This is a genomic window from Haloplanus sp. HW8-1 (assembly GCF_023703795.1).
Taxonomy (GTDB): Archaea; Halobacteriota; Halobacteria; order Halobacteriales; family Haloferacaceae; genus Haloplanus; species Haloplanus pelagicus.
On sequence record NZ_CP098518.1, the window covers coordinates 413,227 to 437,400 of the forward strand.

The 24,174-nt window shown below is 65.8% G+C and carries 23 protein-coding genes and 1 tRNA gene; 13 read left to right on the plus strand and 11 right to left on the minus strand.

What is annotated here, in order from left to right; translation table 11 throughout:
• The first annotated feature begins 1 nt into the window (after window position 1).
• Genes NBT82_RS02125 through NBT82_RS02150 form a run of 6 tightly spaced genes read left to right on the plus strand, consistent with a single transcriptional unit; the run spans window position 2 to window position 5,633 of the window.
• On the plus strand, window positions 2-2,038 hold the full coding sequence (locus NBT82_RS02125) for a type II secretion system F family protein (protein ID WP_251329946.1): 2,037 nt from the start codon (window positions 2-4) through the stop codon (window positions 2,036-2,038).
• Complete coding sequence (locus NBT82_RS02130; RefSeq protein WP_251329947.1) at window positions 2,035-2,574, plus strand: DUF7287 family protein; 540 nt, start codon at window positions 2,035-2,037, stop codon at window positions 2,572-2,574. The genes NBT82_RS02125 and NBT82_RS02130 overlap by 4 nt, the downstream gene beginning before the upstream one ends.
• Window positions 2,568-3,170, plus strand: a complete 603-nt coding sequence (locus tag NBT82_RS02135) for a DUF7288 family protein (RefSeq protein WP_251329948.1) — start codon at window positions 2,568-2,570, stop codon at window positions 3,168-3,170. Before NBT82_RS02130 ends, NBT82_RS02135 begins: the two co-directional genes overlap by 7 nt.
• A complete protein-coding gene (locus NBT82_RS02140) occupies window positions 3,158-4,420 on the plus strand; it encodes a fibronectin type III domain-containing protein (protein WP_251329949.1) in 1,263 nt (420 codons plus the stop codon). The genes NBT82_RS02135 and NBT82_RS02140 overlap by 13 nt, the downstream gene beginning before the upstream one ends.
• The gene (locus NBT82_RS02145; RefSeq protein ID WP_251329950.1) at window positions 4,417-4,872 is read left to right on the plus strand and encodes a DUF7266 family protein; all 456 of its coding nucleotides are present in this window, start codon (window positions 4,417-4,419) and stop codon (window positions 4,870-4,872) included. The genes NBT82_RS02140 and NBT82_RS02145 overlap by 4 nt, the downstream gene beginning before the upstream one ends.
• A complete protein-coding gene (locus NBT82_RS02150) occupies window positions 4,869-5,633 on the plus strand; it encodes a DUF7289 family protein (RefSeq protein WP_251329951.1) in 765 nt (254 codons plus the stop codon). Before NBT82_RS02145 ends, NBT82_RS02150 begins: the two co-directional genes overlap by 4 nt.
• Here the strand turns inward: NBT82_RS02150 and NBT82_RS02155 are convergent, their stop codons facing one another.
• On the minus strand, window positions 5,634-7,103 hold the full coding sequence (locus tag NBT82_RS02155; protein WP_251329952.1) for a DUF7289 family protein: 1,470 nt from the start codon (window positions 7,101-7,103) through the stop codon (window positions 5,634-5,636).
• A 120-nt stretch (window positions 7,104-7,223) separates the two neighbouring features.
• Between NBT82_RS02155 and NBT82_RS02160 the strand changes: the two genes are divergently transcribed.
• Window positions 7,224-8,618, plus strand: a complete 1,395-nt coding sequence (locus NBT82_RS02160) for an FAD-binding oxidoreductase (RefSeq protein WP_251329953.1) — start codon at window positions 7,224-7,226, stop codon at window positions 8,616-8,618.
• A gap of 17 nt (window positions 8,619-8,635) precedes the next feature.
• Here NBT82_RS02160 and NBT82_RS02165 read toward each other — a convergent pair whose 3' ends face one another.
• The 3 genes from NBT82_RS02165 to NBT82_RS02175 all read right to left on the minus strand — a co-directional run bounded on the left by NBT82_RS02165 (window position 8,636) and on the right by NBT82_RS02175 (window position 10,106).
• Complete coding sequence (locus NBT82_RS02165) at window positions 8,636-9,049, minus strand: DUF7475 family protein (RefSeq protein WP_251329954.1); 414 nt, start codon at window positions 9,047-9,049, stop codon at window positions 8,636-8,638.
• Between the two features lie 223 nt (window positions 9,050-9,272).
• The gene (locus NBT82_RS02170; RefSeq protein ID WP_251329955.1) at window positions 9,273-9,845 is read right to left on the minus strand and encodes a HalX domain-containing protein; all 573 of its coding nucleotides are present in this window, start codon (window positions 9,843-9,845) and stop codon (window positions 9,273-9,275) included.
• Between the two features lie 96 nt (window positions 9,846-9,941).
• The gene (locus tag NBT82_RS02175) at window positions 9,942-10,106 is read right to left on the minus strand and encodes a hypothetical protein (protein ID WP_251329956.1); all 165 of its coding nucleotides are present in this window, start codon (window positions 10,104-10,106) and stop codon (window positions 9,942-9,944) included.
• A gap of 183 nt (window positions 10,107-10,289) precedes the next feature.
• On the opposite strand from NBT82_RS02175, the gene NBT82_RS02180 reads away from it, so the two are divergent.
• Window positions 10,290-10,511 carry a DUF5795 family protein gene (locus NBT82_RS02180; protein WP_251329957.1) on the plus strand — a complete coding sequence of 74 codons (222 nt, stop codon included), beginning with the start codon at window positions 10,290-10,292 and terminating at the stop codon, window positions 10,509-10,511.
• A gap of 40 nt (window positions 10,512-10,551) precedes the next feature.
• A tRNA-Trp gene (locus tag NBT82_RS02185) sits at window positions 10,552-10,728 on the plus strand.
• 294 nt (window positions 10,729-11,022) lie between these two features.
• Here the strand turns inward: NBT82_RS02185 and NBT82_RS02190 are convergent.
• Both NBT82_RS02190 and NBT82_RS02195 read right to left on the minus strand, forming a co-directional pair.
• On the minus strand, window positions 11,023-13,560 hold the full coding sequence (locus NBT82_RS02190) for an efflux RND transporter permease subunit (RefSeq protein ID WP_251329958.1): 2,538 nt from the start codon (window positions 13,558-13,560) through the stop codon (window positions 11,023-11,025).
• Window positions 13,561-13,803: 243 nt separating this feature from the next.
• Window positions 13,804-14,406, minus strand: coding sequence for a HalOD1 output domain-containing protein (locus tag NBT82_RS02195; RefSeq protein WP_251329959.1), 603 nt, complete (start codon window positions 14,404-14,406; stop codon window positions 13,804-13,806).
• Between the two features lie 456 nt (window positions 14,407-14,862).
• Here NBT82_RS02195 and NBT82_RS02200 point away from each other — a divergent pair, with 456 nt between their 5' ends.
• Window positions 14,863-16,026, plus strand: a complete 1,164-nt coding sequence (locus NBT82_RS02200; protein ID WP_251329960.1) for a pyridoxal-phosphate-dependent aminotransferase family protein — start codon at window positions 14,863-14,865, stop codon at window positions 16,024-16,026.
• Between the two features lie 4 nt (window positions 16,027-16,030).
• Here the strand turns inward: NBT82_RS02200 and NBT82_RS02205 are convergent, their stop codons facing one another.
• On the minus strand, window positions 16,031-16,807 hold the full coding sequence (locus tag NBT82_RS02205; RefSeq protein ID WP_251329961.1) for a GTP cyclohydrolase IIa: 777 nt from the start codon (window positions 16,805-16,807) through the stop codon (window positions 16,031-16,033).
• Between the two features lie 102 nt (window positions 16,808-16,909).
• Between NBT82_RS02205 and NBT82_RS02210 the strand changes: the two genes are divergently transcribed.
• Window positions 16,910-17,695 carry an HAD-IIA family hydrolase gene (locus NBT82_RS02210; protein WP_251329962.1) on the plus strand — a complete coding sequence of 262 codons (786 nt, stop codon included), beginning with the start codon at window positions 16,910-16,912 and terminating at the stop codon, window positions 17,693-17,695.
• Here NBT82_RS02210 and NBT82_RS02215 read toward each other — a convergent pair.
• Both NBT82_RS02215 and NBT82_RS02220 read right to left on the minus strand, forming a co-directional pair.
• Complete coding sequence (locus NBT82_RS02215) at window positions 17,692-18,345, minus strand: potassium channel family protein (RefSeq protein ID WP_251329963.1); 654 nt, start codon at window positions 18,343-18,345, stop codon at window positions 17,692-17,694. The two genes, NBT82_RS02210 and NBT82_RS02215, sit on opposite strands and share 4 nt — an antisense overlap.
• A 1-nt stretch (window position 18,346) precedes the next feature.
• On the minus strand, window positions 18,347-19,798 hold the full coding sequence (locus NBT82_RS02220) for an APC family permease (protein ID WP_256476667.1): 1,452 nt from the start codon (window positions 19,796-19,798) through the stop codon (window positions 18,347-18,349).
• A gap of 249 nt (window positions 19,799-20,047) precedes the next feature.
• Between NBT82_RS02220 and NBT82_RS02225 the strand changes: the two genes are divergently transcribed.
• Complete coding sequence (locus NBT82_RS02225; protein ID WP_251329964.1) at window positions 20,048-20,191, plus strand: hypothetical protein; 144 nt, start codon at window positions 20,048-20,050, stop codon at window positions 20,189-20,191.
• A 25-nt stretch (window positions 20,192-20,216) separates the two neighbouring features.
• On the opposite strand, the gene NBT82_RS02230 is transcribed toward NBT82_RS02225, so the two are convergent.
• Entirely contained in the window at window positions 20,217-20,615 is a 399-nt protein-coding gene (locus tag NBT82_RS02230) for an OsmC family protein (RefSeq protein WP_251329965.1), read from the minus strand.
• A gap of 58 nt (window positions 20,616-20,673) precedes the next feature.
• The gene (locus NBT82_RS02235; protein ID WP_251329966.1) at window positions 20,674-21,408 is read right to left on the minus strand and encodes a metal-dependent hydrolase; all 735 of its coding nucleotides are present in this window, start codon (window positions 21,406-21,408) and stop codon (window positions 20,674-20,676) included.
• 513 nt (window positions 21,409-21,921) lie between these two features.
• On the opposite strand from NBT82_RS02235, the gene katG reads away from it, so the two are divergent.
• Entirely contained in the window at window positions 21,922-24,069 is a 2,148-nt protein-coding gene (katG, locus tag NBT82_RS02240; RefSeq protein ID WP_251329967.1) for a catalase/peroxidase HPI, read from the plus strand.
• Window positions 24,070-24,174 lie beyond the last annotated feature (105 nt).

Genomic DNA, 24,174 nt, shown 5'->3' on the forward strand with positions numbered 1-24,174 from the left:
CGTGAGTCTCGACACCGGAACCGGTCTGGATCGGAGCGTCGATAGCCTCGGCGACCTGTTTTACCCACTCTTTCGGCGGCTGTTCGACGAGGACGGCGACTTCGTCGACGACGTGGAGACGAAACTGGCACAGGCGCGGATGGCGACGACCGTCGAACTCTACCTCTCGCGGGCGCTCGCTGTCGGCGTCCTCCTCGGACTCGTGCTGTGGGTTCTCGGTACGTTCGTCGGATACAGCCTCTTCGCGCTCGGTGTCCTCTCACCCGAGACGTTCTCGACGGGGGCGCATATCCCCAACGAAACCGTCGTGTCGTTCATCGAGCGGATCAAGGTCCCCGCGGCCGTCGGTATTCTCGGCCTCGTCACGGGATCGATCGGCTTCATCACGGGCTTTGGCACCCTCGTCGCCATCCCCTATTCGCGGGCTTCGGGCCGTGAACGGGAGATCAACATGCTGCTTTCGGACTCCATTTCGTTCATGTACGCCCTCTCGGTTGGGGGGCTCAACCAACTGGAGATCCTGGAGGCGATGGCCCGTGCCGAGGACACCTACGGCGAGGTGGCCCAGGAGTTCCAGAGCATCGTCCAGGAGACGAAGTATTTCGGGACCGACTATCGGAACGCCATCCGGGAGCAGGCGGCCGAGACTCCGAGTGACGACCTCTCACAGTTCCTGACCGATATGCTCTCTATCGTCAATTCCGGCGGGAATATGGAGGCCTTTCTCTCCGACAAGAAGGACAAGCACATGCGCACCGCCAAACAGCAACAGGAGGTCACGCTCGATACCCTCGAACTGTTCGGCGAGATGTACATGACCCTCTCGCTGTTTCCTCTCCTTCTGATCATCATCCTCGTCATCATGAGCATGCTCGGCGAGGCCCAGGAGTTCATGCTGTTCGGGACGGTGTACGCGCTCATACCGATCACCGGCGTGATGTTTCTGGTGCTGGTCTCGACGGTGAAACAGGACGAACCCGGCGACGGCTACCTCCAGCCCGCGGGCAGCGACGACCACGACCCCGTCGCCGACGCCGAACGCGGTGGCCTCCGACATCTCGGCATCGTCGAGGGGTTCGTCGGTACCTTCGGCATCTTCGACCGAATCAAATCCCGCGAGGGGACCTTCCGAACGAAACAGCTCCTGCGGAACCCGCATCACTTCTTCCGGGACCATCCGACATACACGCTCGCGCTGACCGCCCCCGCGGCGCTGGTGTTGCTGGCCTTCGCGGGTGTGAGCGGCGCGGCGCCGACGACGTGGGACGGCATGGTGGCGGCGCCCGTCTGGGGCACCTTCGTCTGGGTGTACGTCCCGCTGTACGTCCTGTTGATCCCGCTCGGCGTCTTCCACGAGTGGAGCGTCCGGACCCGTGCGGCGATCACCGGAAAACTCTCCGACAACCTCCGGAAACTGTCGAGTGCGAACGATACTGGACAGACGCTACTGGAGTCGATTCAGACCACCGCGGAGACGTCCTCGGGCAAACTCGCCGACGAACTCGACGTCATCTACGCCAAGGTGAACTACGGGATGAGCCTGCGGAACGCGCTGATCGAGTTCAACAACAAGTATCACGTCCCACGGCTGGCGCGGACGGTAAAGCTCATCAGCAAGGCCCAGGAGGCCTCCAGTCAGATCACCCAGGTGTTGACGACGGCCGCCCAGGCCAGCGAAAACCAGGACGACATCGAGCGCGAGCGCCGCTCCCGGACCCGGATGCAGGTGGCGATCATCCTGATGACCTACCTCACCCTGCTCGGCGTGATGGCCATCCTCAAGACGCAGTTCCTCGACGTCATGGCGGGGCTGACCGAGCAGGCTTCCGGGAGCGGCGGCGGCGGTGGCTCCTCGCAGTTCGGCGGTGGCATCGACACACAGCTCCTGTCGCTGCTCTTTTTCCACGCCGTCACCCTCCAGGCCGTCCTCTCGGGGATCATCAGCGGCTACATCCGGACGGCGAAGCTGATGGCCGGCATCAAGTTCGTGGTGATCCTGCAAACGATCGCGCTGGCCGTATGGCTGGTGGTTGGATGATCGACGACCGCGGACAGACGACGCTCGATTTCGCCATCGGCACCAGCGTGTTTCTCGTCACCGTCGCCTTCGTCGTGGCCTTCGTTCCCGGCATCTTCCAACCGTTCGCCGACGGCCCGCAGGAGGAACTCGCAAGTGTCGACCGGATCGCCGACACCATCGTCCACGACCTCCTCGACGGCGGCGACGACACCACCGCGCTGGACCGGGAGTGTACCATCTACCTGTTCAACGACACGGACACCGACCCCGACACCTGTCCGTTCGACGACGCGGATCCGCTCGCCGAACAGGTCGGCCTCACCGAGAGGCACCACGTGAACGTCACCGTCGTGGGCGGCGATCCGAACGGCGACTCGCCGAACCCGGTCTGTACCGACGGAGAAAACGTCTTCGTGAGCGAATCCGACGACTGCACGAGCGGCGTCGCCCTCGACGCGGGCGAACCCCTCCCCGACAGCGGTGCGTCGGTGATCGGTCGGCGGATCGTCCACGTCGACGGGACCATCGCGACGATAATCGTCAGGATGTGGTGACCGTGCGCGCACAGGCACACACGCTCGAAGCGATCACGGCGGGGATGATCCTGCTAGCGAGCGTCGTCTTCGCGCTGCAGGTGACCGCGGTTACCCCGCTGTCCGCGAGTACCTCGAGCCAGCACATCGAGAACCAGCAGCAGGCGTCGGCGGCTGGCGTGCTCGATACGGCTCGCGAGACGGGTGCGCTCGACGCAGCCGTCGTCCACTGGGACGACACGAACGGGTCGTTACACGGCGTCTCGGCCGGGGCCTACACGACCGACCCCGAGGTCAACCGAACGCGTCTCGGACACATGCTCCTCGATACGTTCCAGTCCCGCGGCATCGCGTTCAACGTCTACGTCGCCTACACCACCGACACGGGGACCGTCGACCGAACGCGGTTCATCTATCGGGGCGAACCCAGCGACAACGCCGCCACGGCCACGACGTCGCTGGCGCTCTACGACGACGACCCGCTGTACGACGCGAACGGTACGGCGACGAACACCACCGTCGCCGGATCGAGTAGCTACGCCAACTTCGTCCCGCCGGGGTCGGACACCGGCCTGTACAACGTTGTGGTGGTAGAGGTGGTCGTATGGCGGATGTGAGCCTCCCGGTGCCGACGGGCGACGGCTCGACCGACCGCGCCCAGTTGCTCCTGGTCGGCGCGCTCACCCTCGCGGTCGTGTTCCTCTCGCTCAGCCTGCTTCTCAACTCGGTGATCTACACCGAGAACTTGGCGACCCGGCAGACGAACACGGACGTCGAGAAGACGACGACGTTCCGCTTTGCGGCCGTCGACGTACTCGGTGACGCCATCGAACACGTCAACCGCGGGGACGCCCCCGACTTCGCGACGCGGCACGACGACTACCGGAACGTCACCGGGGCGACCGTATCGATGCTCGCGAACCACTCCGCGACCGACGGCCTGGCGACCGACGTCGAGCGACGGACTGTCCGTCGGGGGACCCGCATCGTCGACGACAACGCTACCTCGACGCTGACACCGGAGAACGACTCTACGGCCAACTGGACGGTCGTGACGGACGCACGGGTTCGCAACGCTCGACTGCACGTCGAAACCGGCGCCGTTGTTCGGATCGTCGTCGACAACGGCACGGCGCGGGACGTCGTCCTCGACGGTACCGCGGACGAACTCCGCGTCGAGGGCGAAAGCGAGGCGTGTTCGCTCACCGCCGGTCGCAACTGGGTCGACCTGACGGCCGCGCAGGTCGACGGCGAGCGGTGCCGTGCCCTGACGACGCTCCCGTTCGACGACGAGGTGAACGTCTCGATCGAGAACGGGGCCGACGCGACGGGGACGTACTCGCTCGTGGTCGATCGGTACGAGGTCGGAACCCGATCGGCGGTCGACACGCGGAACTACCCCGATCAGTGTACGCCCCCGTCGCCGTCGACGTACAACGACAGCGACGCGGGCGGGCCGTACACGTCACCGGCGGTGTACGCCTCGACTGCGAACGTCTCGGTTCGGAGTCAGGACATCGACTACCGGCGGACGATACGTGCGGCTCCCGGCGAGGTCGGCGGACCGCCGACCGATCCCACCTTCGAGCGGTACGACGTGACCAACACCACGACCTCGCTCCAGGTCGACTGGAACGTGACGGATCCGAACGGCGACTTCGACTACGTCGAGGTCAGCCTCTACAACCGCTCCGACGGCTCGACGAATGTCCGCTCGTCGAACGTCTCCGACAGTTCCGAGACGTTCACGGGACTGTCAAATAGCTCGGCGTACGCCATCAACGCGACGGCGGTCGACGGGGCGTCGAACCGTCGGTTCGTATCGGAGATCCACAGCCCCGACGGCGGCGGGGGGTGTCCGCCGTGACCCTCCGTGTGGACCGCCGGGGAAGTTCGACGACGCTCGGTTACGTCCTGTCGCTCGGTATCGCTGCGATCCTCATTTCGGGGCTGATCGTCGCCGGGGGTGGGCTGATGGAGAGTCAGCGCGACCAGTCGGCACGGACCGAACTCCAGGTGGTCGGACAGACGCTCGCCGAGGAGGTGGCGAGCGCGGGACGACTCGCGGACTGTCCGTCGTGTGAACTCCGACTTCGGGTCGACCTCCCCACCCGCATCGCCGGCGGAGCCTATCTGATCGAGGTGACCGACGCCGCCGGCACGGGGATCTATCGAGTCGTCCTGAACACGAGCGTGACTGACGTGACGGCCTCGGTTCGCTTCCGGTCGCGACTCCCCGTCGACGAGACCAGCGTCGCTGGCGGCCCGGTCGTGATCGTGTACGACTCGGGAACTCTGGAGGTGCGCGACGCCGAATGACCGACCGCGCCGTCAGCGACGTGGTGGGTTTCGTCCTCGTGTTCTCGCTCATTACGGCCTCCGTGGGGCTGGTGAGCGTGGCCGGCCTCGGGAGCCTGCAGGACACACGCGACGCCGAGCGGATCAACAACGGCGAACGCGCCTTCGAGGTGCTCGCGGACAACCACGGCGACATCGTCCACGGCGGCGCGCCCTCGCGGGCGACCGAGATCAAACTCGCCGAGACGACGCTGACGCTCGCGGGGGCGACGGACTCCGAAGCCACGCTGGAGAGCGGATCGGTGGTCGGGACGACCGAGACACGGCCGATCACGTTCGGTCGTTCGGGCGAAGGCCTCGACAGCGGCGTCGTGTACGAGATGGGCGCGGTGATCCGGGTGGATCGGGGCGGAGCCGTAATGCGTCGCGAACCCCCGTTCTACTTCGACGAGGATCGAACCGTGATCCAGTACGTCGCGCTCGAATCCCAGACCGGGGAGCCCCAGCGCCGCTCCGGATCGACGACCGTCCTCGTCCGCGGGGTCCGGGGCACCACCGCGATCTTGGCCCACGAACAGCCGACCGGGAACGTCACGCTCACTATCGACACCGAACCCCGACGGGCGGCAGCCTGGAAGCGGTATCTCGACGCGGAACTCGACGGGATGACGCCCGCGGCCTCGGCCTGTGATCCCCTCACCGGCAACGGGATGGTCAACTGTACGTTCCGGACCGACGACCTCCGCATCAGCCGGACTACGATCCGCGTGTCGATCGACTGATCAGCCGACCGTGGCCGTCACGTTGTGTTCCGTGATGTGGAGGTAGGTGACGACCTTGCCGCTGCCCCCGTAGTAGATGTAGCCCGAGGAGCCCGACTCGCCGATCCCCGCGTTGTTCCCGTCGGCGACGATGAGGTCGAAGCTGGGCCCCATCTCGGCGAAGTAGTGTCTGGTGACGAGCGTCAGGTTCTCCGTATTACCGGACGAGTAGGTGACGTTCGGATCGGGCGAGTGCGATTCGAACCGCGCGTCGCCGGCGAGCGACTTCGATCCGCTCTTGAAGTGGACGTTGTCGTTTTTCACCTTCTTGAAGGTCATGTCCGTCCCGTCTTCGGGCGTGAGGTCGACGTCGACCCAGATCTCGTCGCCGTCGGCGGGCTTGCCGTTCACCTCCCCACACTCCGTCTCCAGGTAGTCGTCGCTGTACCAGCCGTGGTGCGTGTCGCCGCCGTCGTCGCTGTAGTAGATCGACAGCGTCACGTCCTCGTTACAGTCGTTGACGCCGTTCCCGCCGACGTGGATCTCGAACTCCTCTTGGCCCTCCCTGGCGTAGAACGACCAGTCCAGATTCGAGAACGAGGACTCCTCGGTGTCCTGCGGACGGATGGTAAACGAGAAGTCATCGAGCGAGTGACCGCCGTCCATCCCGCGGACCGTGACTCCCTGAGTCTCCGGTGGCATCTGGAAGTCCCCAAGGGTGCCGATACTGAGCAGTTCGACCGTCACCTGATTGGACGCCGGATAGGTGACGTTGCCGTCGGTCCGGGTCTCGAAGTACGACCCCCACGCCTCGGCGTACTCGCTCCAGATGGTGACCACCACGGTCCCGTTCTCCACCGGATTCTGGTACTCGCTATCGTCGGGATACGTCTCGTTCGTGGGGTAGAGGGACTCGCTGGTCCCCGGGGCGCTGGCGCCGACGGTCGTCCGGCCTGCGGCGCTCCCGTTCCCCCGGATGCGGACGAGCGGGAAGGTGAGCGAGCCCTCGCGGTAGTGGAACTCCGGCGGCGAGACCATCCGCGTCGAGCCGTCGTCGTACCGCCGCCACACGCCGCCGCCCTGGTAGGCGATGGATTCGTCGCCGCTCCGGTAGACGATGGCCCCGAGCGACGTGTTCGACACCAGTTTGGTGTCGTTGCTCTCGTCGTAGTTCCGGTGGACGATCCGGATGGTCCCCGCGTCCTCGTCGACGGTGTACCCGCCGTTGGACGTTGGGAGGTCGACTGACTGACGCTCCGAATCGCCGAGCGCGACGGTCGACAGCCGGGAGTCGAGGAGGGTCATGCCGTTCTCGGCGCGGTCGAGTTCCGACCGCGACTGGACGCTCTCGATGGCCGAGAACCCGAAGGTGACGACCACCGTCGTCGAGACGAGGACGAGACCGATCACGAGAATCACCCCGAGCGGCTCGGCCTGTGACTGCCGGTCACGCACGAACCGGTACAGCCAGGGGGAGCGTGACCGCGACATTGGAGGGGGAAGGCAGCCGACACGTAAAAGCCGAGTGGCCGATTCTCCGCTCTGAGATCCGGCGGATCCCAGTCGTCACCGAGCAACAGGTCTATATCCGTGCTCCCGTTGGCTCGGAGTATGCGACACGATACCACGTTCCTCGACGACCTCGGTCTCGCAGCCCACCAGATGTCCGTCGGGGACGCCGACCGCGAACAACGGTCCCACGACTGGGGGACTGCACGGGAGGACGGCGTTCGGCCCGACGTCGTGGTCTGGCCCGAGTCCACGGCGGACGTGTCGTCGATCCTCGACGCTGCGACCGATCACGGCGTTCCCGTGACGCCCTACGCCGCCGGGACGAGTCTGGAGGGCAACGCCGTCCCCGTCGAGGGCGGTATCACGCTCGATATGACGCGAATGGACGCCGTCCTCGATATCCGGCCCGACGACCTGCAGGTCGACGTCCAGCCCGGCATCCTCGGCGACGACGTGAACGAGGCGGTGGCGAAACACGGGCTCTTCCTCCCGGCGCTCCCCTCCTCGGGGGCCATCTCCACCATCGGCGGCATGCTCGCCAACGACGCCAGCGGGATGAAGACGGTCAAGTACGGGGAGGTGAGCGATTGGGTACTGGGGATGGAAGTCGTCCTCCCGACCGGCGAGGTGATCACGACCGGCAGCACGGCTGCCAAGACCTCCAGCGGCTACGATCTCGGCGACCTGATCGTCGGTAGCGAGGGCACGCTCGGCGTCATCACGCGCGTGACGATCCAGCTCGCCGGTCGCCCCCGGCAGGTCCGTGGCGGCCGTGCGTACTTCGAGACTCTCAACGACGCCGCCGAGGCGGTGTTCGACGCCGTCCGCTCCGGCGTCGACGTGGCGAAGATCGAACTCATCGACCGCCTGAGCGCCGCCATGTCCAACGCCCATCTCGACACCGACCTCCCGGACGTCCCGATGGTGTTCGTCGAGTTCCACGCCGACCACGGGATCGAGGACGAAATCGAGTTCTGTCGCACCGTGTTCGAGGCCCACGGCGTGACCGAGTTCGAGGTGGCCGAGAACGACCGCGGCATGGCCGATCTGTGGGCGGCCCGGCGGGAACTGGCAGAGGCACTCGAACCCTACGAGGAGCAGCTCTCGCCGCTCACTCCCGGCGACGTGACCGTCCCCATCAGCGAGTATCCGGGGATGATCCGATACGCGAAGGAACTCGGCGAGCAGGAGGACTTCCTCATCCCCTGTTTCGGCCACGCGGGCGACGGCAACCTCCACTACGCGGTCATGGTCGACCCCGACGATCCCGAGGACGTGGCCCACGGGAAGGAGGTCTCCCGACGGATCGTCGAGCACGCCATCGAACTCGGCGGCACGTCGACGGGTGAACACGGCATCGGTCTCGGCAAACAGGACTACCTCGTGGCCGAACACGGCGACGCCGCCGTGGACGCGATGCGCTCGATCAAAGACGCCCTCGATCCCGCCGGCATCATGAACCCCGGCAAGGTGTTCGACGGCCCGACGGCCTGACACGCAGCCGATTCGGGTCAGGACTCGGCGCTGTACAGATACAGGGTGGCGACGGCGAACAGCCCCTCCGCCGCCTTGGCGACGACCGCCATCACGTTGAGTTCCCCGCGCATGTAGAACGCGGAGACGAAGCCCTCGAACCCGCCGAAAAAGAAGAACGCGAGGAAGGTGACGATGGCGTAGCCCGCCGCGACCAAGTACAGTTCACGGCGCCAGTAACGGGTCAGGAAGACGGCGATCCCACCCAGGAACCCGAGTCCGTTGAGCGCAAAGAGGATGGCGAGGGTCCGGCTGAACCCGATCACCCGGGGCGCGAGGAGCAGATGGATCACGGCCGTCACCGCCGCCAGTGCGATGGCGACGTAGCCGACGGGAGTCCCCGGAAGATCGACGACCGATCCGCCGCTCGCCCGCGTGTCGCTCACGCCCATCCGTATCCCTCCGGTTCACGCGTATCGACGGCTGGTTCGTCGTTCCTCGAAGACGCCGCGACGGTCGACTGTGGACCCGCTGCCTGCGTCGACGGGGACGCGGCTCCACCGAATTCGGATCGTGGCATACACCGGACTGTCAGGGGCGCGAAACAAAGATCGATTGGTACGATCGTCGAAACGACGGACCGGATCAAACGACGGCGTGCGACTCAGTTCGGACTCACAGGTCGACGCGGTCGAAGTCGTAGAACACTGCCTCGAAGTCACCTTCGTCCATGCCCGACGCCAGTTCGTCGACCCGTTCGGCCGTCCGTTCGAACTCGGCTTTGAGTCGCGTGTACTCCTCGCTTCCGTTCAGTTCCGCCTCGGTTTTGTGGGATTCGAGGGCAGCCAGCTTCGAGGCAGCGGCAAAGAGGGTCGAAAGCCGTCGGTCGTACTCGCCGCGTTTGCGTAGGCCACGGACTAGCCGGCGGATGTCCTCCCGGAAGAGCGGTTTGACCACGTAGTCGTCGAACCCCATCTCCAGAACGTCGAAGTCGGGTTCGACCGCGGTCACCATGGCGACACGGACCGAGAAGCCCCGGTCACGGATCCGCTCGAGTACCTCGTCGCCGGAGACACCGGGCATCAACCGATCGAGCAACACCACCTCCACGTCCTCGTCGAGTCGTTCGAGCGCCTCCTCTCCGCTCGTCGCGATGCGAACCTCGTAATCCCCGGAGAGCCACTCGGCGAACAGTTCGGCCAGTTCGACCTCGTCTTCGACGACGAGAACGCAGGGTGATCCGGTCATGGAGACGTCGGTTCCGCGATGACCGACTCTTTCGACGGCTCACTGAAAGGTATTTCTCCCACGTTCCCGGTCCGGACGTGGCCGTCCCTCCGGTCGTCAGGATTCGGCCGACGGAGGGCGCCGCTCAAGCGTGAGCGTCCCACACTCCGGACAGAGATAGTGGTCGTCGTCGAAGGTGGACTCACATCTGGAACAGACGTAGGCCGATCCCGACTCCGGTCCCAGATCGAGCATCCCATCGTAGCTGTACGGTGCAGTCACGATTTCCACACCCCGCCGCTGTCTTGGCTGGATATTCCCACGTGCATGTCGGTGTGGTTCGTATCGCTACCTACCACTCCATAGTACCAAAAACTACCGGTCGTCCTCCGCGCCGAGGCGTCGCGGCGGCGCGGACCACGTCGGTACCCAGGGCTTACCTGTCTCCACACCCTCGGTCGGCGTATGTCAAATCGCGTCGTCCAGGGCCGCATGGTGACCGCCGAACGCCTGGCGGAACTGATCGAGGGCGAACCGCCCATGGAGGCCGACGGCATCGAGGACGCCGACCGTGACTGTCCGGACTGTGCCGGGGACGTCCTCGCAGTCTCGTATATGCCTTCGGTTACCGAACTGATCACCGGGTACAAATGCCAGGAGTGCGACTGGTCCGATACCGACCGATAACCGAAATCCCTTTATCGCCCTTCGGGTAACGAGGTAGCGAGGGGTTGTGGCCAAGCCCGGCATGGCGACTGACTCCAGAGGCCACGCCCGGTGACGACACTCCAGACTGATATACCGAGCGCGCGACTGATCATCGCCGCGCGACGACGACCCTCTGGAGTACCGAGGCGCAACCGGAGATATCAGTCGATCGGGGGTTCAAATCCCTCCAACCCCACTCTGAAAAAGTATTTCGGAAGCTCTTGCCGCAGAATTTTGGAATACGCTCACCAAACGTAACCCCGACCGGCGCCGGTCGTCGAACGCTACGAGAGCGATACTGACCGACCGCCACTACCCGAAACCGGGGAACAACTGGCTGATGACGAACCAGAGCAGGACGCCCAGAACGGCCAGGAGTGTAATCACGCTTATCGCGTCTCCGATCAGTTTGACGGGGTCCATAGGCGGTCGAAATTCCGGACGATAAATAATCGTTTGGGGGAGACTGCTCCCCCGACTCCCTCACGGATCACGTCGCGGGCGCGTCCAAGGGGTCCGTCGGTCGCCGGTCCTCGTCGACGAACCGTGCCCAGAGGACGAGTACCGACGGGAGGACGACGATGGAGGTGAGGTAGGCGTACAGCACGCTGAGGGCGATCAGCACTCCGAACACGCCGACGGCAGGGTTGAGCGCGAGTCCCAGAACGCCGACGCCGAACACCGTCGTCAGCATGCTGCCGGTGAGCGCCCCGCCCGTACCGACGACCGTTCGTCGCAGCGCCGGGTAGAGGTCACGTTCCGCGTACTCGTCGGCGAACCGGTGGACGACGTGGACGGAGTAGTCGATGCCGAGGCCGACGGAGATAGCGAGAATCGTCCCGTTGATCGCGTTGAAGCTGATGCCGAACGCGCGCATCGACGCGACGAGGGCGACGACGGTGACGAGGATGGGAATGACGTTGGCGACGCCGAGCGACGGTCGGCCCTCCACGGCCCAGTAGACGAAGACGAGGAACAGCGCGGCCCCGAGCAGTGTCAGGACGAGGCTCTGGATTACGGTTTCGAGGACGAGCGACAGCGCCTCGTCGAAGATGACGGCGTTGCCCGTCGGCTGCGCACTGTAACGCAGATCACCCGCCACGCGGTACGCGTCGTCGGTGATGGCGTCGTTCGGTTCGTCGCCGTCGACGGTGTAGACGACGAGCGCGCTCCGTCGATCCGCGCTCAGGAACTGCGCCAGGTCGTCCTCGCCGGTCGACTCCTCCATCGCGGCGTACACCTGCGAGAGGTCGTCGTCCGGGATGTCGTTCTCGTTCCGGTCGTTGCGCTCGACGACCCGCCGCACGTCGGGGTCGGTCCGCGTCCGCGATCGGATCAGCGTCGCGATGCTCTGGGAGTCGGCGTACTGTCCGTCGCGCTCGAACGTCGGTGGCGGGTCGCGCCCCGCCCCGTAGAGGCGTTCGAGGGCCGTGTCCTCGCGCATCGGTCCCTCGACGTACATCAGGACGCGGTCCTCCTGTGCGAAGTTCTCCTGCCTGAAGTCGTCGATTTTCACGTACTCGAACTCGGCCGGCGGCCGGATGGGTTCGGGGAGGGACTGGAGGTACGCCGGCGTCTCTGCTGCCGGCTGGAAGTCGTCGGGGCTGAAGCCGGTGTCGACGCCGGCCGCGTAGACGCCACCCCCGGCCGTCGCGAGGAGGACGAGGATCACGAACAGCGCCGGCGCACGCTCCGCGATGCCGACGCCGCCGGCGAGGATGCGTCCGAGCGGCGACGACTCCGACCCGAACGGCGTCTGTGTGTTCGTTGGGATCGGATACCGCTCCCGGAGGCGGTCGACGGACACCTTCGTCGCCGGGACGAAGATTCCGAAGATGAGGCCGGTGAAGACGATGCCTGCCGCGGCGGTGATACCGAAATCACGCGTCGGCGGGAAGGCACTGACGACGTTCGAGAGAAAGCCGATGGCCGAGGTGCCCATGACGATGAAGAAGGCGACGCTCACCTGATCGGTCGTCAGCCGCATCGATTCGGCGACGTCCCGTCCCTTGACTCGCTCCTCGCGGTAGCGGTTGATGGCGTGGATTCCGAAGTCGATACCGACCGCGATCAGGATGGGCGGGACGGCGATCAGCAGGACGGCGAAAGGAATGCCGACGAGGCCGATGAACCCGAACGTCCAGACCAACGTCATGACGATGCCGGCGAGGCCGATCAGTAGATCGACCAGGTCGCGGTACGCGACGGCCAGCATGATCACGATCAGGACGAGGGCGATTGGCAACACCACTGTCAGCGTCGTCGTCGTCGTATCGGGCGGCGTTCCCTGGATGCGGATGGTCGAGGCGGTCGCTTCGCTCGCGACGAGTCGTTCCATCCGCTCTTCTTTGTTCGGCGGGAACTCCGACGCCCCGCCGGGCCCCCCCTCGCTCCCCGCCCCCGGGCCGGCACGGTGCGTGACCGTCGACTCCATGGCGGAGGCCGTCGCCGACCGTCGGTTGAAGTCCGTGCTCAGCCGCGACCGGAACGTCGCACGGTCGTCCTCGGCGGCACGGCGGACGGCGGTGTCGATCTCGCTCGGCGTTGCCCCTTCGATCGCTCGGATCTGCTCGTCGAGCGTCCGCGCGTCGGGATCGAGAGTCCGGGCCACCTGCCGGGCCGGACTGTCCGTCTCCTCGACCCGGAGCGGGCCGCTCTCGCGGATCCGCTCCTGGGTGCGGAGCATATCGAGCAGGGCGGATCGCGAGAGGACGTTCTGGTCGCTCTGGACCAGCGTCGTCGTCGTGTTTACCTGTGAGAAACTCGTGTCGAAATCCTCCTGGACCTGCTCCAGCGCCTGGAAGGAGGGGAGTTCTTCGACGAACTGCTGTTGGCCGCTCTCGGTTTCGATGCTGCCGAGGCCACCGACGAACACCGCCGTCGCCACCAGAAAGAGGAGGATGACCGTTCGTGAGTGCTCGACGATGTAGCCGTCGACGCGGTCGATCAGCCATTGGTAGTTCATGAGTCGTCGGGAGGGGACGTCGCCCCGCACGGGGGACGGGGCGACGCCGTCGGTGTCGAACACTCCGTCCCGAGACGTAAAACTGCGACGACGATTCGCCGCCGACCGTCGACGTCGCCGGCGATCCGATTCGGCGCCGACGGCATCCGCGCCCGCCTCTCCTCCGGGGCGACGGCTTCCTGTCGCCGTACCGGTGGGGTTTTGTGCCCACGACGGTTGTGATCGGATAGGCGGCACGGCCGGTCAGCCCCTTTCAGCCACCGTGGCTTCCACGTGTGGTCCCGCTGGCCGCCCTACCCCGTCTCTCTACTGACCGCGAGCGACTGCGCCGACAGTTCCGACCTGAACTCTCCCCGCGACGTGCGCAGCGAGACCGTTACTCCGTACGAACGCCGACTCCGGTCCGGGGCGCTCCTCGCGTGTTCGTGTGCCATCAGTTACCAAAGATTGACGTTCGATAGCTCCGTATCTCACATTATTGACCATGTACAAATCGACCGACGACGGGGACGGAGGCCCCGTGTTCGAAGTCGAGTTCGTCGTCCGGGATCCGTCGTATCCGTTCGTCGGCGCGTCCGCCGGCGAGGGCGACCCGTCGCCCTCGCGTGACGAGACGACCGTTCGGCCGTCGCCGTGGACGATCACGTTACACCCGTTGAACTCGAACCCGACGCTGACGACCGAAGCGGGAGTCGTCCGACGAGGTGTCGGTTCGACCAGCCGATCGAGTGCGTCCGGATCGATCGCGTCACACAGCGGTCGCAGGCGGTCCGGGTCCGTTCCGGTCACTTCAGCGACCGCCACGACCACGCTGTAGGAGGGACGGTGGTCGTCACCACGCACGTGGCTGATCGTGTCCGCCTCGGCCTCCGGACCGCCGTCCGAGTGGGAATCACGCTGGTGTAACATGACAGTACGTACCGTGACTGGAACGTGGCTTCGGAGGGGCTTAGTTCGGTTCCCTACAGTTCGAGGGTGACGGGTCGATTCACCCCGTTTCTCTCCGGGCGTCGACGCCGGAGAATGGACGGGCCCGAGGTGGCCGACGCGGACCGCCGTCAGATTCGTTCACCGACTCCCAGACGGGTCGTCTTTCGGCCGGTACCACCACGCCGTCGCGCTCCGTACGGCGTCAGCGTCGCTGTCTACGGGGTCGATGCCGCTCGACCGACCCGTCCGCTACTTTTTCCTCCGAACCGGAACTTCCCTCGTCGTGACCGCCCGCTGGTGCCGACTGCTCGCAATCGACGCTGATCCTCTCGGTGACGTGTGTCACGGCCACATATCACAATCGTCGAACCTGACTTCGACAATATATTGCCACGAACACGCAGGTTTTTATTCCGCTCGGCCGTCGGGTCGGACATGAGAAGTCCACCCGAGACGAGCGAACTCGACGTCCCTTCACGAATCCTGATGGGCCCCGGCCCGAGCATGATCCACCCCCGCGTTCTGCGTGCGATGTCGACGCAGGCGCTCGGATACATGGACCCTTCCTTCCTGGAGATCATGGACGAAATCCAGGAACTGCTGCGCTACACGTTCCAGACGGACAACGAGTGGACGCTCGCCACGAGCGGGACGGGGACTGCAGCGATGGAGACGGCCATCGGCAACCTCGTCGAGCCGGGGGAGACGATGCTGGTCCCTACCAACGGCTACTTCGGGGACCGCATGGGCAAGATCGCTCGCCGGGCGGGCGGTGATGTGGTCACCGTCGACGCGCCGTGGGGCGAGCCGCTCCAGCCCGCGGACGTCGCCGACGCCTTCGACGAACACCAGCCCGACGTCTTCGGGTTCGTCCACGCCGAGACGAGTACCGGCGTCCGGCAGCCGAACGTCCCGGAACTGACCGACATCGCCCACGACCACGATGCCATCGTTCTCGCGGACTGTGTCACCTCGCTTTCCGGCGTCGAACTCCGCGTCGACGAGTGGGGGATCGACGCGGCCTACGGCAGTCCTCAGAAGTGTCTCTCCTGTACCCCCGGTGCGACGCCGCTGACGATCGGAGAGCGCGCCCGCGAGAAGATCCGGAACCGCGATACCGACACCGGCTCCTGGTATCTCGACCTCGACCTCGTCATGGAGTACTGGGGCGACGAGCGCAACTATCACCACACCGCCCCCACGACGAACTTCTACGGCCTCCGCGAGGCGCTTCGCCTCGTCGCCGAGGAGGGACTGGAGAACCGCTGGGAGCGTCACCTCGAGGTCGCCGGCGAACTCCGCGAGGGACTCCAGAAGCTCGGCCTCGAACCCGCCGCTGAGAAGGAGTACTGGCTCCCCAGTCTGAACTCCATCGAGGTGCCCGACGGTGTCGACGACACCGCAGTCATCGAGTTCCTGATGAACGAGTACGACATCGATATCGCCAGCGGCCTCGGCGCCCTCGAAGGCGACATCTGGCGGATCGGCTGCATGGGCTACTCCGCCCGCCGACAGAACGTCGCCTGCCTCCTGACGGCGATGGAGGAGGCCCTCGAAGCCCAGAACTTCGACGTGGACGAGCCCACGGTCGAAGCGTAGCGGGCTACTCCCCTACGATTTCTGCCGCCGAGTCGTCCAGTTCGACCGCCGTTCCGCGGTGTCGACACTCCTCCAACGCGTGTTTCGCGGCCATTCCGGCCTCGTGGGCGGTCACCCCGCGGCCGACGCCGACCTTGAGGTCGACGCCGACGGTCTCCTCCACGTGGTCGATGGCGTCACGGTAGGCGTCCGTGCCCAGTCCGGGCGTGACGGCGATGATGTTGTCTCCACCGACGAAAAAGGAGAGCCCGCCGTATTCTTCACGGAGGTAACGCATCAGCGCCGCGTAGCCCTGCTCGATCTGGATGAAGGAGTCGAACTCGTTGAGGCGGTCGGTGTACTTCTCGGTCGCGTCGTTCACGTCGAAGTGAGCGATGGAGACGTCGTCGCTCCCGTCGGAGATGGGCGTCCCGACGAGTACCTCGCGTCGGTCGCCGTCCTGGGCGCTACCGGCCCGCTGGAGGCCCTCGGTCGCCTCCTCGAGGGCGACCGCCGGGTTCGTGTCGACGCCGATGCCGAGGCTGACGGTGACCGGATAGCGGTTGCCCATCGACTCCTGCAGGAGTCGGTGATCGTCCGCGTCCAGGCCGTTCGTCACCGCGACCATGTTGTCGAATCGGGTGAAGAAGGCGTACCCACCCCGGTAGCCGACGAACTGTGCGATGTCGGCGAAGAGACGCGACTGGAGGGTCTGGAGATCCATCTCACGGCGCGGTTCTGGCGTCACCGTCCACGGCCCGTAGTTGTCGATCTGAACGAGCGTCAACTGCGTGTTCGTCACGGTATCGGGTGGTAGGACGGCGTCCAAATGGCTCTTTGGTTTGGGAACGGGGATCGACGGCGAGCGCGGGGTTCAACTTCGTCGCCTCCATAGGACTCGTCGATGACCTATCGTGGAGTCGTCCTCGACGTGGACGGGACGGTGGTACGCGGTGACGATCCCATCCCGGGCGCGGCCGAGGGGCTCGACCGACTGGCGGCGGCAGGCTGTCGACGGCTGTTCGTCTCGAACAACCCGACGAAGCGCCCACCGGCGTACGCCGACAGGCTCGGACGGGCCGGCTTCGACGTCGACCCCACCGAGATCCTCACCGCCGGGACGGTCACCACCACCTATCTCGCCGACAGACACGCCGACGACGCGCTTTTCGTCGTCGGCGAACCGGCACTCGTCGACCAACTGACCGACGCCGGACTGACCGTCGTCACCGACGAAAGGCGCGCCGACACCGTCGTCCTCTCCATCGACCGCGCTTTCGACTACGACCGCCTCGCCGCGGCGCTCCGGGTGTGTGCGGACGGCGACGTCACGCTCGTCGGCACCGATCCAGACATGGTGATCCCCGCCGCCGAGGGCGACCTCCCCGGGTCGGGAGCGATCATCAACGCCGTCGCCGGAGTGGCCGGACGCGATCCCGACGTCGTTTTGGGGAAACCCTCCGATCCCGCGCTCCGGATGGTTCGTGACCGCCTCGACGTGCCGCCGGCCGAGTGTCTGGTCGTCGGCGATCGCCTCGATACCGACGTGGCGCTCGGCGAACGCGCCGGGATGACGACGGCGTTGGTCCGCACCGGCATCACCGACGAGACGGATCTGCGCCGGAGCGACGTCTCCCCCGACTACGTCCTCGACTCGCTGGCCGAGGTCGGACGGATCCTCGACGGTTAGCCACGGAGCAGATTCAACACTTCGTCGACCACGTCGGGTTCGACCGCGATGACGTAGCGCTTGCCCGGCGTGAGCGTCGTGTCCGGTCGCGCTACCCGCTCCCCATCGTCGTCCGAGATGACGAGCGTGCCCGCAGGGAAGCGCGTCTCCCGGAGTTTCTTGTTCGCGGCCGGGGCGCCCTCCTTGACCCGGACTTCGACGATGTCGAGAGATCCCGTCACGTCGGCGAGCGACCGGACGTCGCTCCCCTCGATCTCGTTGACGGCCACGCGGGCCCCTGCGTCCTCGGGGAACACCGTCTCGTCGACGAACCGGGTGTAGCCCGCCCGTTCGCGGTTGTCGATGCGCGCGACGGTCCGGATGCCGGGTGCCATCTCGGCGGCCTCCATACAGACCGCCAGGTTCAGCCCCGGCTCCCCCGTCAGGCCGGCGATCACGTCCGCCGACTCGACGCCTGCCTGCTGGAGGATATCGGGCCTCGAGGCGTCGCCACAGATGACCGTCGCGACGTACTCGTCGGCGATGGCGTCACACCGCTCCGGATTCTGTTCGACGACCGTGAGATCGTGTCCCCGGTCGTCGAGGGTGGTCGCTGTTTGGAAGCCGACGCGTCCACCGCCCGCGATGATGACGTTGAGGTGGCTTGGCATGTCAGTCGTTTCCTGGGATCGGTTGGTCGGTATCGGGCTCCTCCTCCTCGGACTCCTCCGACCGCAGCAGGACGTAGACGGCGTACGCGGCGGCCCCCAGCCCGATCCAGCCGATGCTGAGGAGGAGCGCGAGCGTATCCGTCCGGAGAAGATAGCGGACCAGCACGCCCGTCAACAGGAGATTGAGTAGAATCCCGAGGATCGGCGGGAGCGGATAGTACGGCATCTCGTACGGCCGGTTCATGTCCGGACGTTCCCGGCGAAGCTTGATCACGGAGCCGTTGACGACGATAAACGAGAGCAGAAAGAAGAGACTCGACATGTTGCCCGCGCTCTGGGTGGGCAACGCGACCGAGCCGAGCATCACCACCCCGCTGGCGAGGATGGCGACGAACGGTGTCCCGTACCGGTGGTGGAGCTGGCCGAACGAGGGAAGAAGTTGCTCTTCGCGCCCCATCGAGAACGCCACTCGGGAGGAGGCGATCACGACGGCGTTCAGCGCCGTCAGCGTCGAGAAGACGGCGCCGAAGACGATGATCGCCCCCCCGTTCTGGATCACCGGCAGCCCCGTCGGCATGAACGCCGTCGCCGCCTGGGCGATGCCCGCTTCGCCGGCGGCAGCCAGACCCTCCGCGCCGAGCGTCCCGATGGCGACGCCGACGACCGCGAGATACACCAGTACCGTCACGCCAAGGCTCACGAAGATGGCCTTGGGAATGTTCTCTCGGGGGTTCTCCACCTCTTCGGTCACCGTCGTGATGAGGTCGTACCCCTCGAAGGCGATGAACGTCAGTCCCATCGCGGGGAGGATGCTGAAGGCCCCGGCGTCGCCCGGAAACAGCGGCTGGAACTCGGCCGACGAGAACATCGGCGAGGTGAATCCGAAGGCGACGAAGACGACGAGGATGCTCACCTTGATGAGGGTGAAGATGGTCTCGACGCTCCCGCTGGCTGCCGTCGAGAGGGCGTTCAACCCCACGAGCAGAAACACCGCGGCCGACGCCAGCAACACTGCGATCGGCACGCCGGCGTCGACGACCGGGAGCGCGACGGCCCCCACCGCGTCCGGTGCCGGCGTCACGTCGTAGACGTGGAGGAGTTCGAGGAAGTTCGGAGCAAATCCCAGCGCGTACAGCCCGCCGGCGATCATGTAGGCGAACCAGAGCATCCACCCCATCAAGAACGAGGAGAAGTCGTCGAACACCTCCCTGACGAAGGCGTACCCACCCCCACTTTTCGGGATGGACGACGCGAGCTCCGCGTACGACAGCCCGGTGAACGCCGTCACGACGCCGTTGAGGACGAACACCAGGATGGCCGCAGGACCGGCAATCTCGGCCGCCAGTCCCGTCAGGACGAAGATCCCCGCACCGATCATCGCTCCCATTCCGATCATCGTCGCGTCCAGCAGCCCCAGATCCGCGTCCGGGGACCGCTCGCCGTGACTGCTCACGATTCCCACGCTCCGACGTGACGCTCCGGTAGTCGTCGAGTATCTCCATCCATCGCCTGGCTACCGACGATAAGGGCGACGAGTTACAAAAAAGTGGGATGCCGCTCCCAGTTGGGGAGAAACCTTCGGGAGGTGGCGGTCTCGGTTCGGCCTGCGGCACCCCTGGGTCTTCGGAGAAATCAGTGATCTCAGGTTCTCAGGCTGGCGTCTGACGTAACTTTATTTGCGTGCGGGGACGTACCATGGTGTATGGCATCGAACGACAGCCCGTACGTCTTCCGCGAGAACCCCTCGGACGACGACGGGGAGCGTGAGACGGGGTCGCCGACGAAAGGTCAGGAGGTCGTGATCGTCGACGGCCGGGCGATGAGTTACCGCTGGTACCGTCGCTGACGCCGTTTTTCGTGGCGATGACTGCTCAGAAGGCGTCGCCGTACACGTCGACGTCGGCCTCCAGTTCCTCGCGCAGCGCCGCGTGAACGTGACAGATGTCCTCGGCACGGGCGACGATCTCGTCGAACTCGTCGTCCGAGAGGTCGGCGGCGACGTGAACCGCGAAGCCGATCGATTCGAGATCGTCGTCGTCGTCCAGATCAGCATCCGCGTCGATCTGAATCTTCCCCAGGTCGTCGTGACCGCGCTGTTGGCCGCCGACGCGGAACGCGGGCAGGAAACAGGAGGCGTACGTCGCGACCAGCGCCGCGTTCGGGTTCGGCCCGGACTCGTCGGTGGCGTCGACGGTGAACTCGAACTCGCCGACCTGGTTGACACACGCGAATCCCTCTTCGCTGACGGTGATGGTTTCGATGTCGCTCATTCCACTCTTCGAGAGACGCCGCGGCGTCTAAATTCTGTTCATCCTCGCCGCGCCGCGGTCATCCGTCGGCGTACGGCCGATCGAAGACGTAGCTCTCGTCGCCGTCGAGGACGTGGACCTCGGCGTCGGCGCCGGTCGCCGCGACCTCCCGTTCGACCCGATCGACGTCGATCTCGATCGGCGGGAAGGTGTCGTAATGCATCGGGAAGACGTGATCGACGTCGAGCCAGTCGGCGGCGATGGCGGCCTGTGCCGGCCCCATCGTGAAGTGATCGCCGACGGGAAGCGCCGCGGCGTCCGGTTCGAGGAACGTCCCGATCACGTCGCGCATCTCGGACATCAGCCCGGTGTCGCCCGCGTGATAGAACGCGAAGGCGTCCTCGTCGTCCTCTCGGGTCGGTTGCGTGTCGCCGATCACGTAGCCGGCAGGCATTCCGGCACCGTACTCGTAGTCCGTGCCGATCCCGTTGGTGTGATCCGCACGGTGCATCGTCACGTACGCGTCGCCACACTCGACGGTCCCGCCGAGGTTCATCCCGATCGTGTCGTCGGCGCCGCGTTTGTCGGCGACCCAGCCGGTCAGTTCCGGCGTCCCGACGACCGTCGCGTCGGTAAACGCGCTCGCGTCCGCGATGTGGTCGGCGTGGCCGTGGGTCAACAGCACGTAATCCGGCGTCGGTACGTCGGACACGTCGAGCGACGTATGGGGATTGTCGAAGAACGGATCGATCAGCAGGCTGGTGCCGTCGACCGCGACGTACCACGTGGAGTGGCCGTGCCAGGTGAGTTCCATGGCGTCAGACCGTTGTCCGGACCCGACCGTCAATCTTGCTCCACGTTCGTCCCGACGCCGAAGTGTGTCAACGACTACTGTGAGATTGGGACATGGCACCTCCTCCCGTCCGCCTGGACAGATGACGCTCGAGCGCATCCGCGAGGTGATCCCCAACCGGGACGACGCCGCCGACGAAACGCCGACGGGGCCGGGAGCACCCACTCCGGAGTGACTCCGGACCTCGCGTCGGGTACCGTCACCGGTCGTCGGTTCGGGGAGCGGTCGCCACGGGTCGGGTCCGCCGTCGAGCGTGGTCGCTGTCTCCGCGGGCGCGTCTCCGAACGGCGGTGGCGGAGTCCGCTCGGGGACGCGATGCGGTCCTCACCCGACCGCTACAGGAGCGCTCGCGCTCCGGACGGGGGACTCCGCCCGGCCGAAGGTTCATAAATAAAAAAGATTTCTTCGAGGTAAGTGAACTGTACGTTCACGAATTAGACAATCTTAATACGCGAAAGAAACAAGTTCAGGTCGATGAACGGGTCCGATCAGGACTGGTGGCCGAACCAGTTGAACTTGGAGATTCTCGATCAGAACGCTCGCGAAGTCGATCCGAGGGGCGAGGACTTCGACTACGCCGAGGAGTTCGAAGCACTAGATTTCGACGCCGTGAAGGCCGACATCGAAGAGGTGATGACGACGTCACAGGACTGGTGGCCGGCCGACTACGGTCACTACGGTCCGCTTTTCATCCGGATGGCGTGGCACAGCGCCGGCACGTATCGCACCACCGACGGTCGGGGCGGCGCGTCGGGCGGTCGCCAACGTCTCCCCCCGCTCGATAGCTGGCCGGACAACGCGAACCTCGACAAGGCCCGTCGCCTGCTCTGGCCGGTCAAACGGAAGTACGGTCGCAAACTCTCGTGGGCCGACCTGATCGTCCTCGCCGGCAACGTCGCCCTCGAATCGATGGGCTTCGAGACGTTCGGCTTCGCCGGCGGTCGCGAGGACGACTTCACGCCCGACGAGGCCGTCGACTGGGGCCCCGAAGACGAGTTGGAGACGACCTCCCCCGACCGCTTCGACGAGGACGGTGAACTCAAGAAGCCGCTCGGTAACACGGTGATGGGCCTCATCTACGTGAATCCCGAAGGCCCGAACGGCGAACCGGACGTCGAGGGCTCCGCGAAGAACATTCGGGAGTCGTTCGGCCGAATGGCGATGAACGACGATGAGACGGTTGCGCTCATCGCCGGCGGCCACACCTTCGGGAAGGTCCACGGCGCCGACGACCCCGACGAGCACGTCGGTCCCGAACCCGCGGCGGCTCCCATGGAAGAGCAGGGTTTCGGCTGGAAGAGCGACTTCGGCGATGGGAAAGGCCCCGACACCATCACCAGCGGGATCGAAGGCCCGTGGAACACCACGCCGACCCAGTGGGACATGAGCTACGTCAACAACCTGCTCACCTACGAGTGGGAACCGGAGCGTGGTCCCGGCGGCGCGTGGCAGTGGACCACGAAGGGTGGCGAACTCGACGACGCCGCCCCGGGCGTTCAGGACCCCTCGGACAAGGAAGACGTGATGATGCTGACGACGGACGTCGCCCTGAAGAAGGATCCCGACTACCGGGAGGTCCTCGAACGCTTCCGGGAGGACCCCCGCGAGTTCCAGGAGGCGTTCGCGAAGGCGTGGTACAAACTCATCCACCGCGACATGGGCCCGCCCGAACGGTTCCTCGGGCCGGAGGTGCCCGACGAGACGATGCTCTGGCAGGACCCACTGCCCGACGTCGACTACGACCTCGTCGGCGACGAGGCGATCGCCGAACTCAAAACGGAGATCCTCGATTCGGACCTGTCGGTCTCTCAACTTGCCAAGACCGCCTGGGCGGCGGCGTCGACGTACCGCGACAGCGACAAGCGCGGCGGCGCAAACGGGGCCCGCATCCGCCTCGAACCGCAGCGGAGCTGGGAAGTGAACGAGCCCCACCAGTTGGAGACGGTGCTGGAGACCCTGGAGGGGATCCAGACGGCGTTCAACGACTCGCGATCCGACGGGACGCGGGTTTCGCTCGCCGACGTACTCGTTCTGGGCGGCAACGCGGCCGTCGAGCGGGCGGCGGCGGACGCCGGGTACGACGTGACGATACCCTTCGAACCGGGCCGGACGGACGCCTCTCAGGAGCAGACCGACGTCGAATCGTTCGAGGCGCTCAAGCCGGACGCCGACGGGTTCCGCAACTACCTGTCGGCCGACGCCGAGCAGCGAGCCGAGGAACTGTTGGTCGACAAGGCGGACCTGCTGAACCTGTCGGCCGCCGAGATGACGGTGCTGGTCGGCGGCATGCGAGCCTTGGGTGCGAACTACCAGGGGTCCGACCGCGGCGTCTTCACCGACCGGCCGGGAACGCTGACCAACGACTTCTTCGTGAACCTACTCGATATGGACTACGAGTGGGAACCGGTCTCGGACGACGAGCAGGTGTTCGAGGTTCGCGACCGCGAGACGGGCGACGTCGAGTGGGAGGCGACCCGCTTCGACCTCGTCTTCGGATCGAACTCGCGGCTCCGCACCATCTCCGAGGTCTACGGCGCGGACGACGCCGAGGAGACGTTCGTGGAGGACTTCGTCGACGCGTGGCACAAAGTGATGACGCTCGATCGCTTCGACCTCGAGTGATCGCGACCGCGGGCCTCCCGATCCGCGACCGTCGACGCCATCGCGGCGCGTAACGACGGCAGCAGCGCGTTCGGGCCGGGCCGCCATCCGAGAAACGAGCGGCGG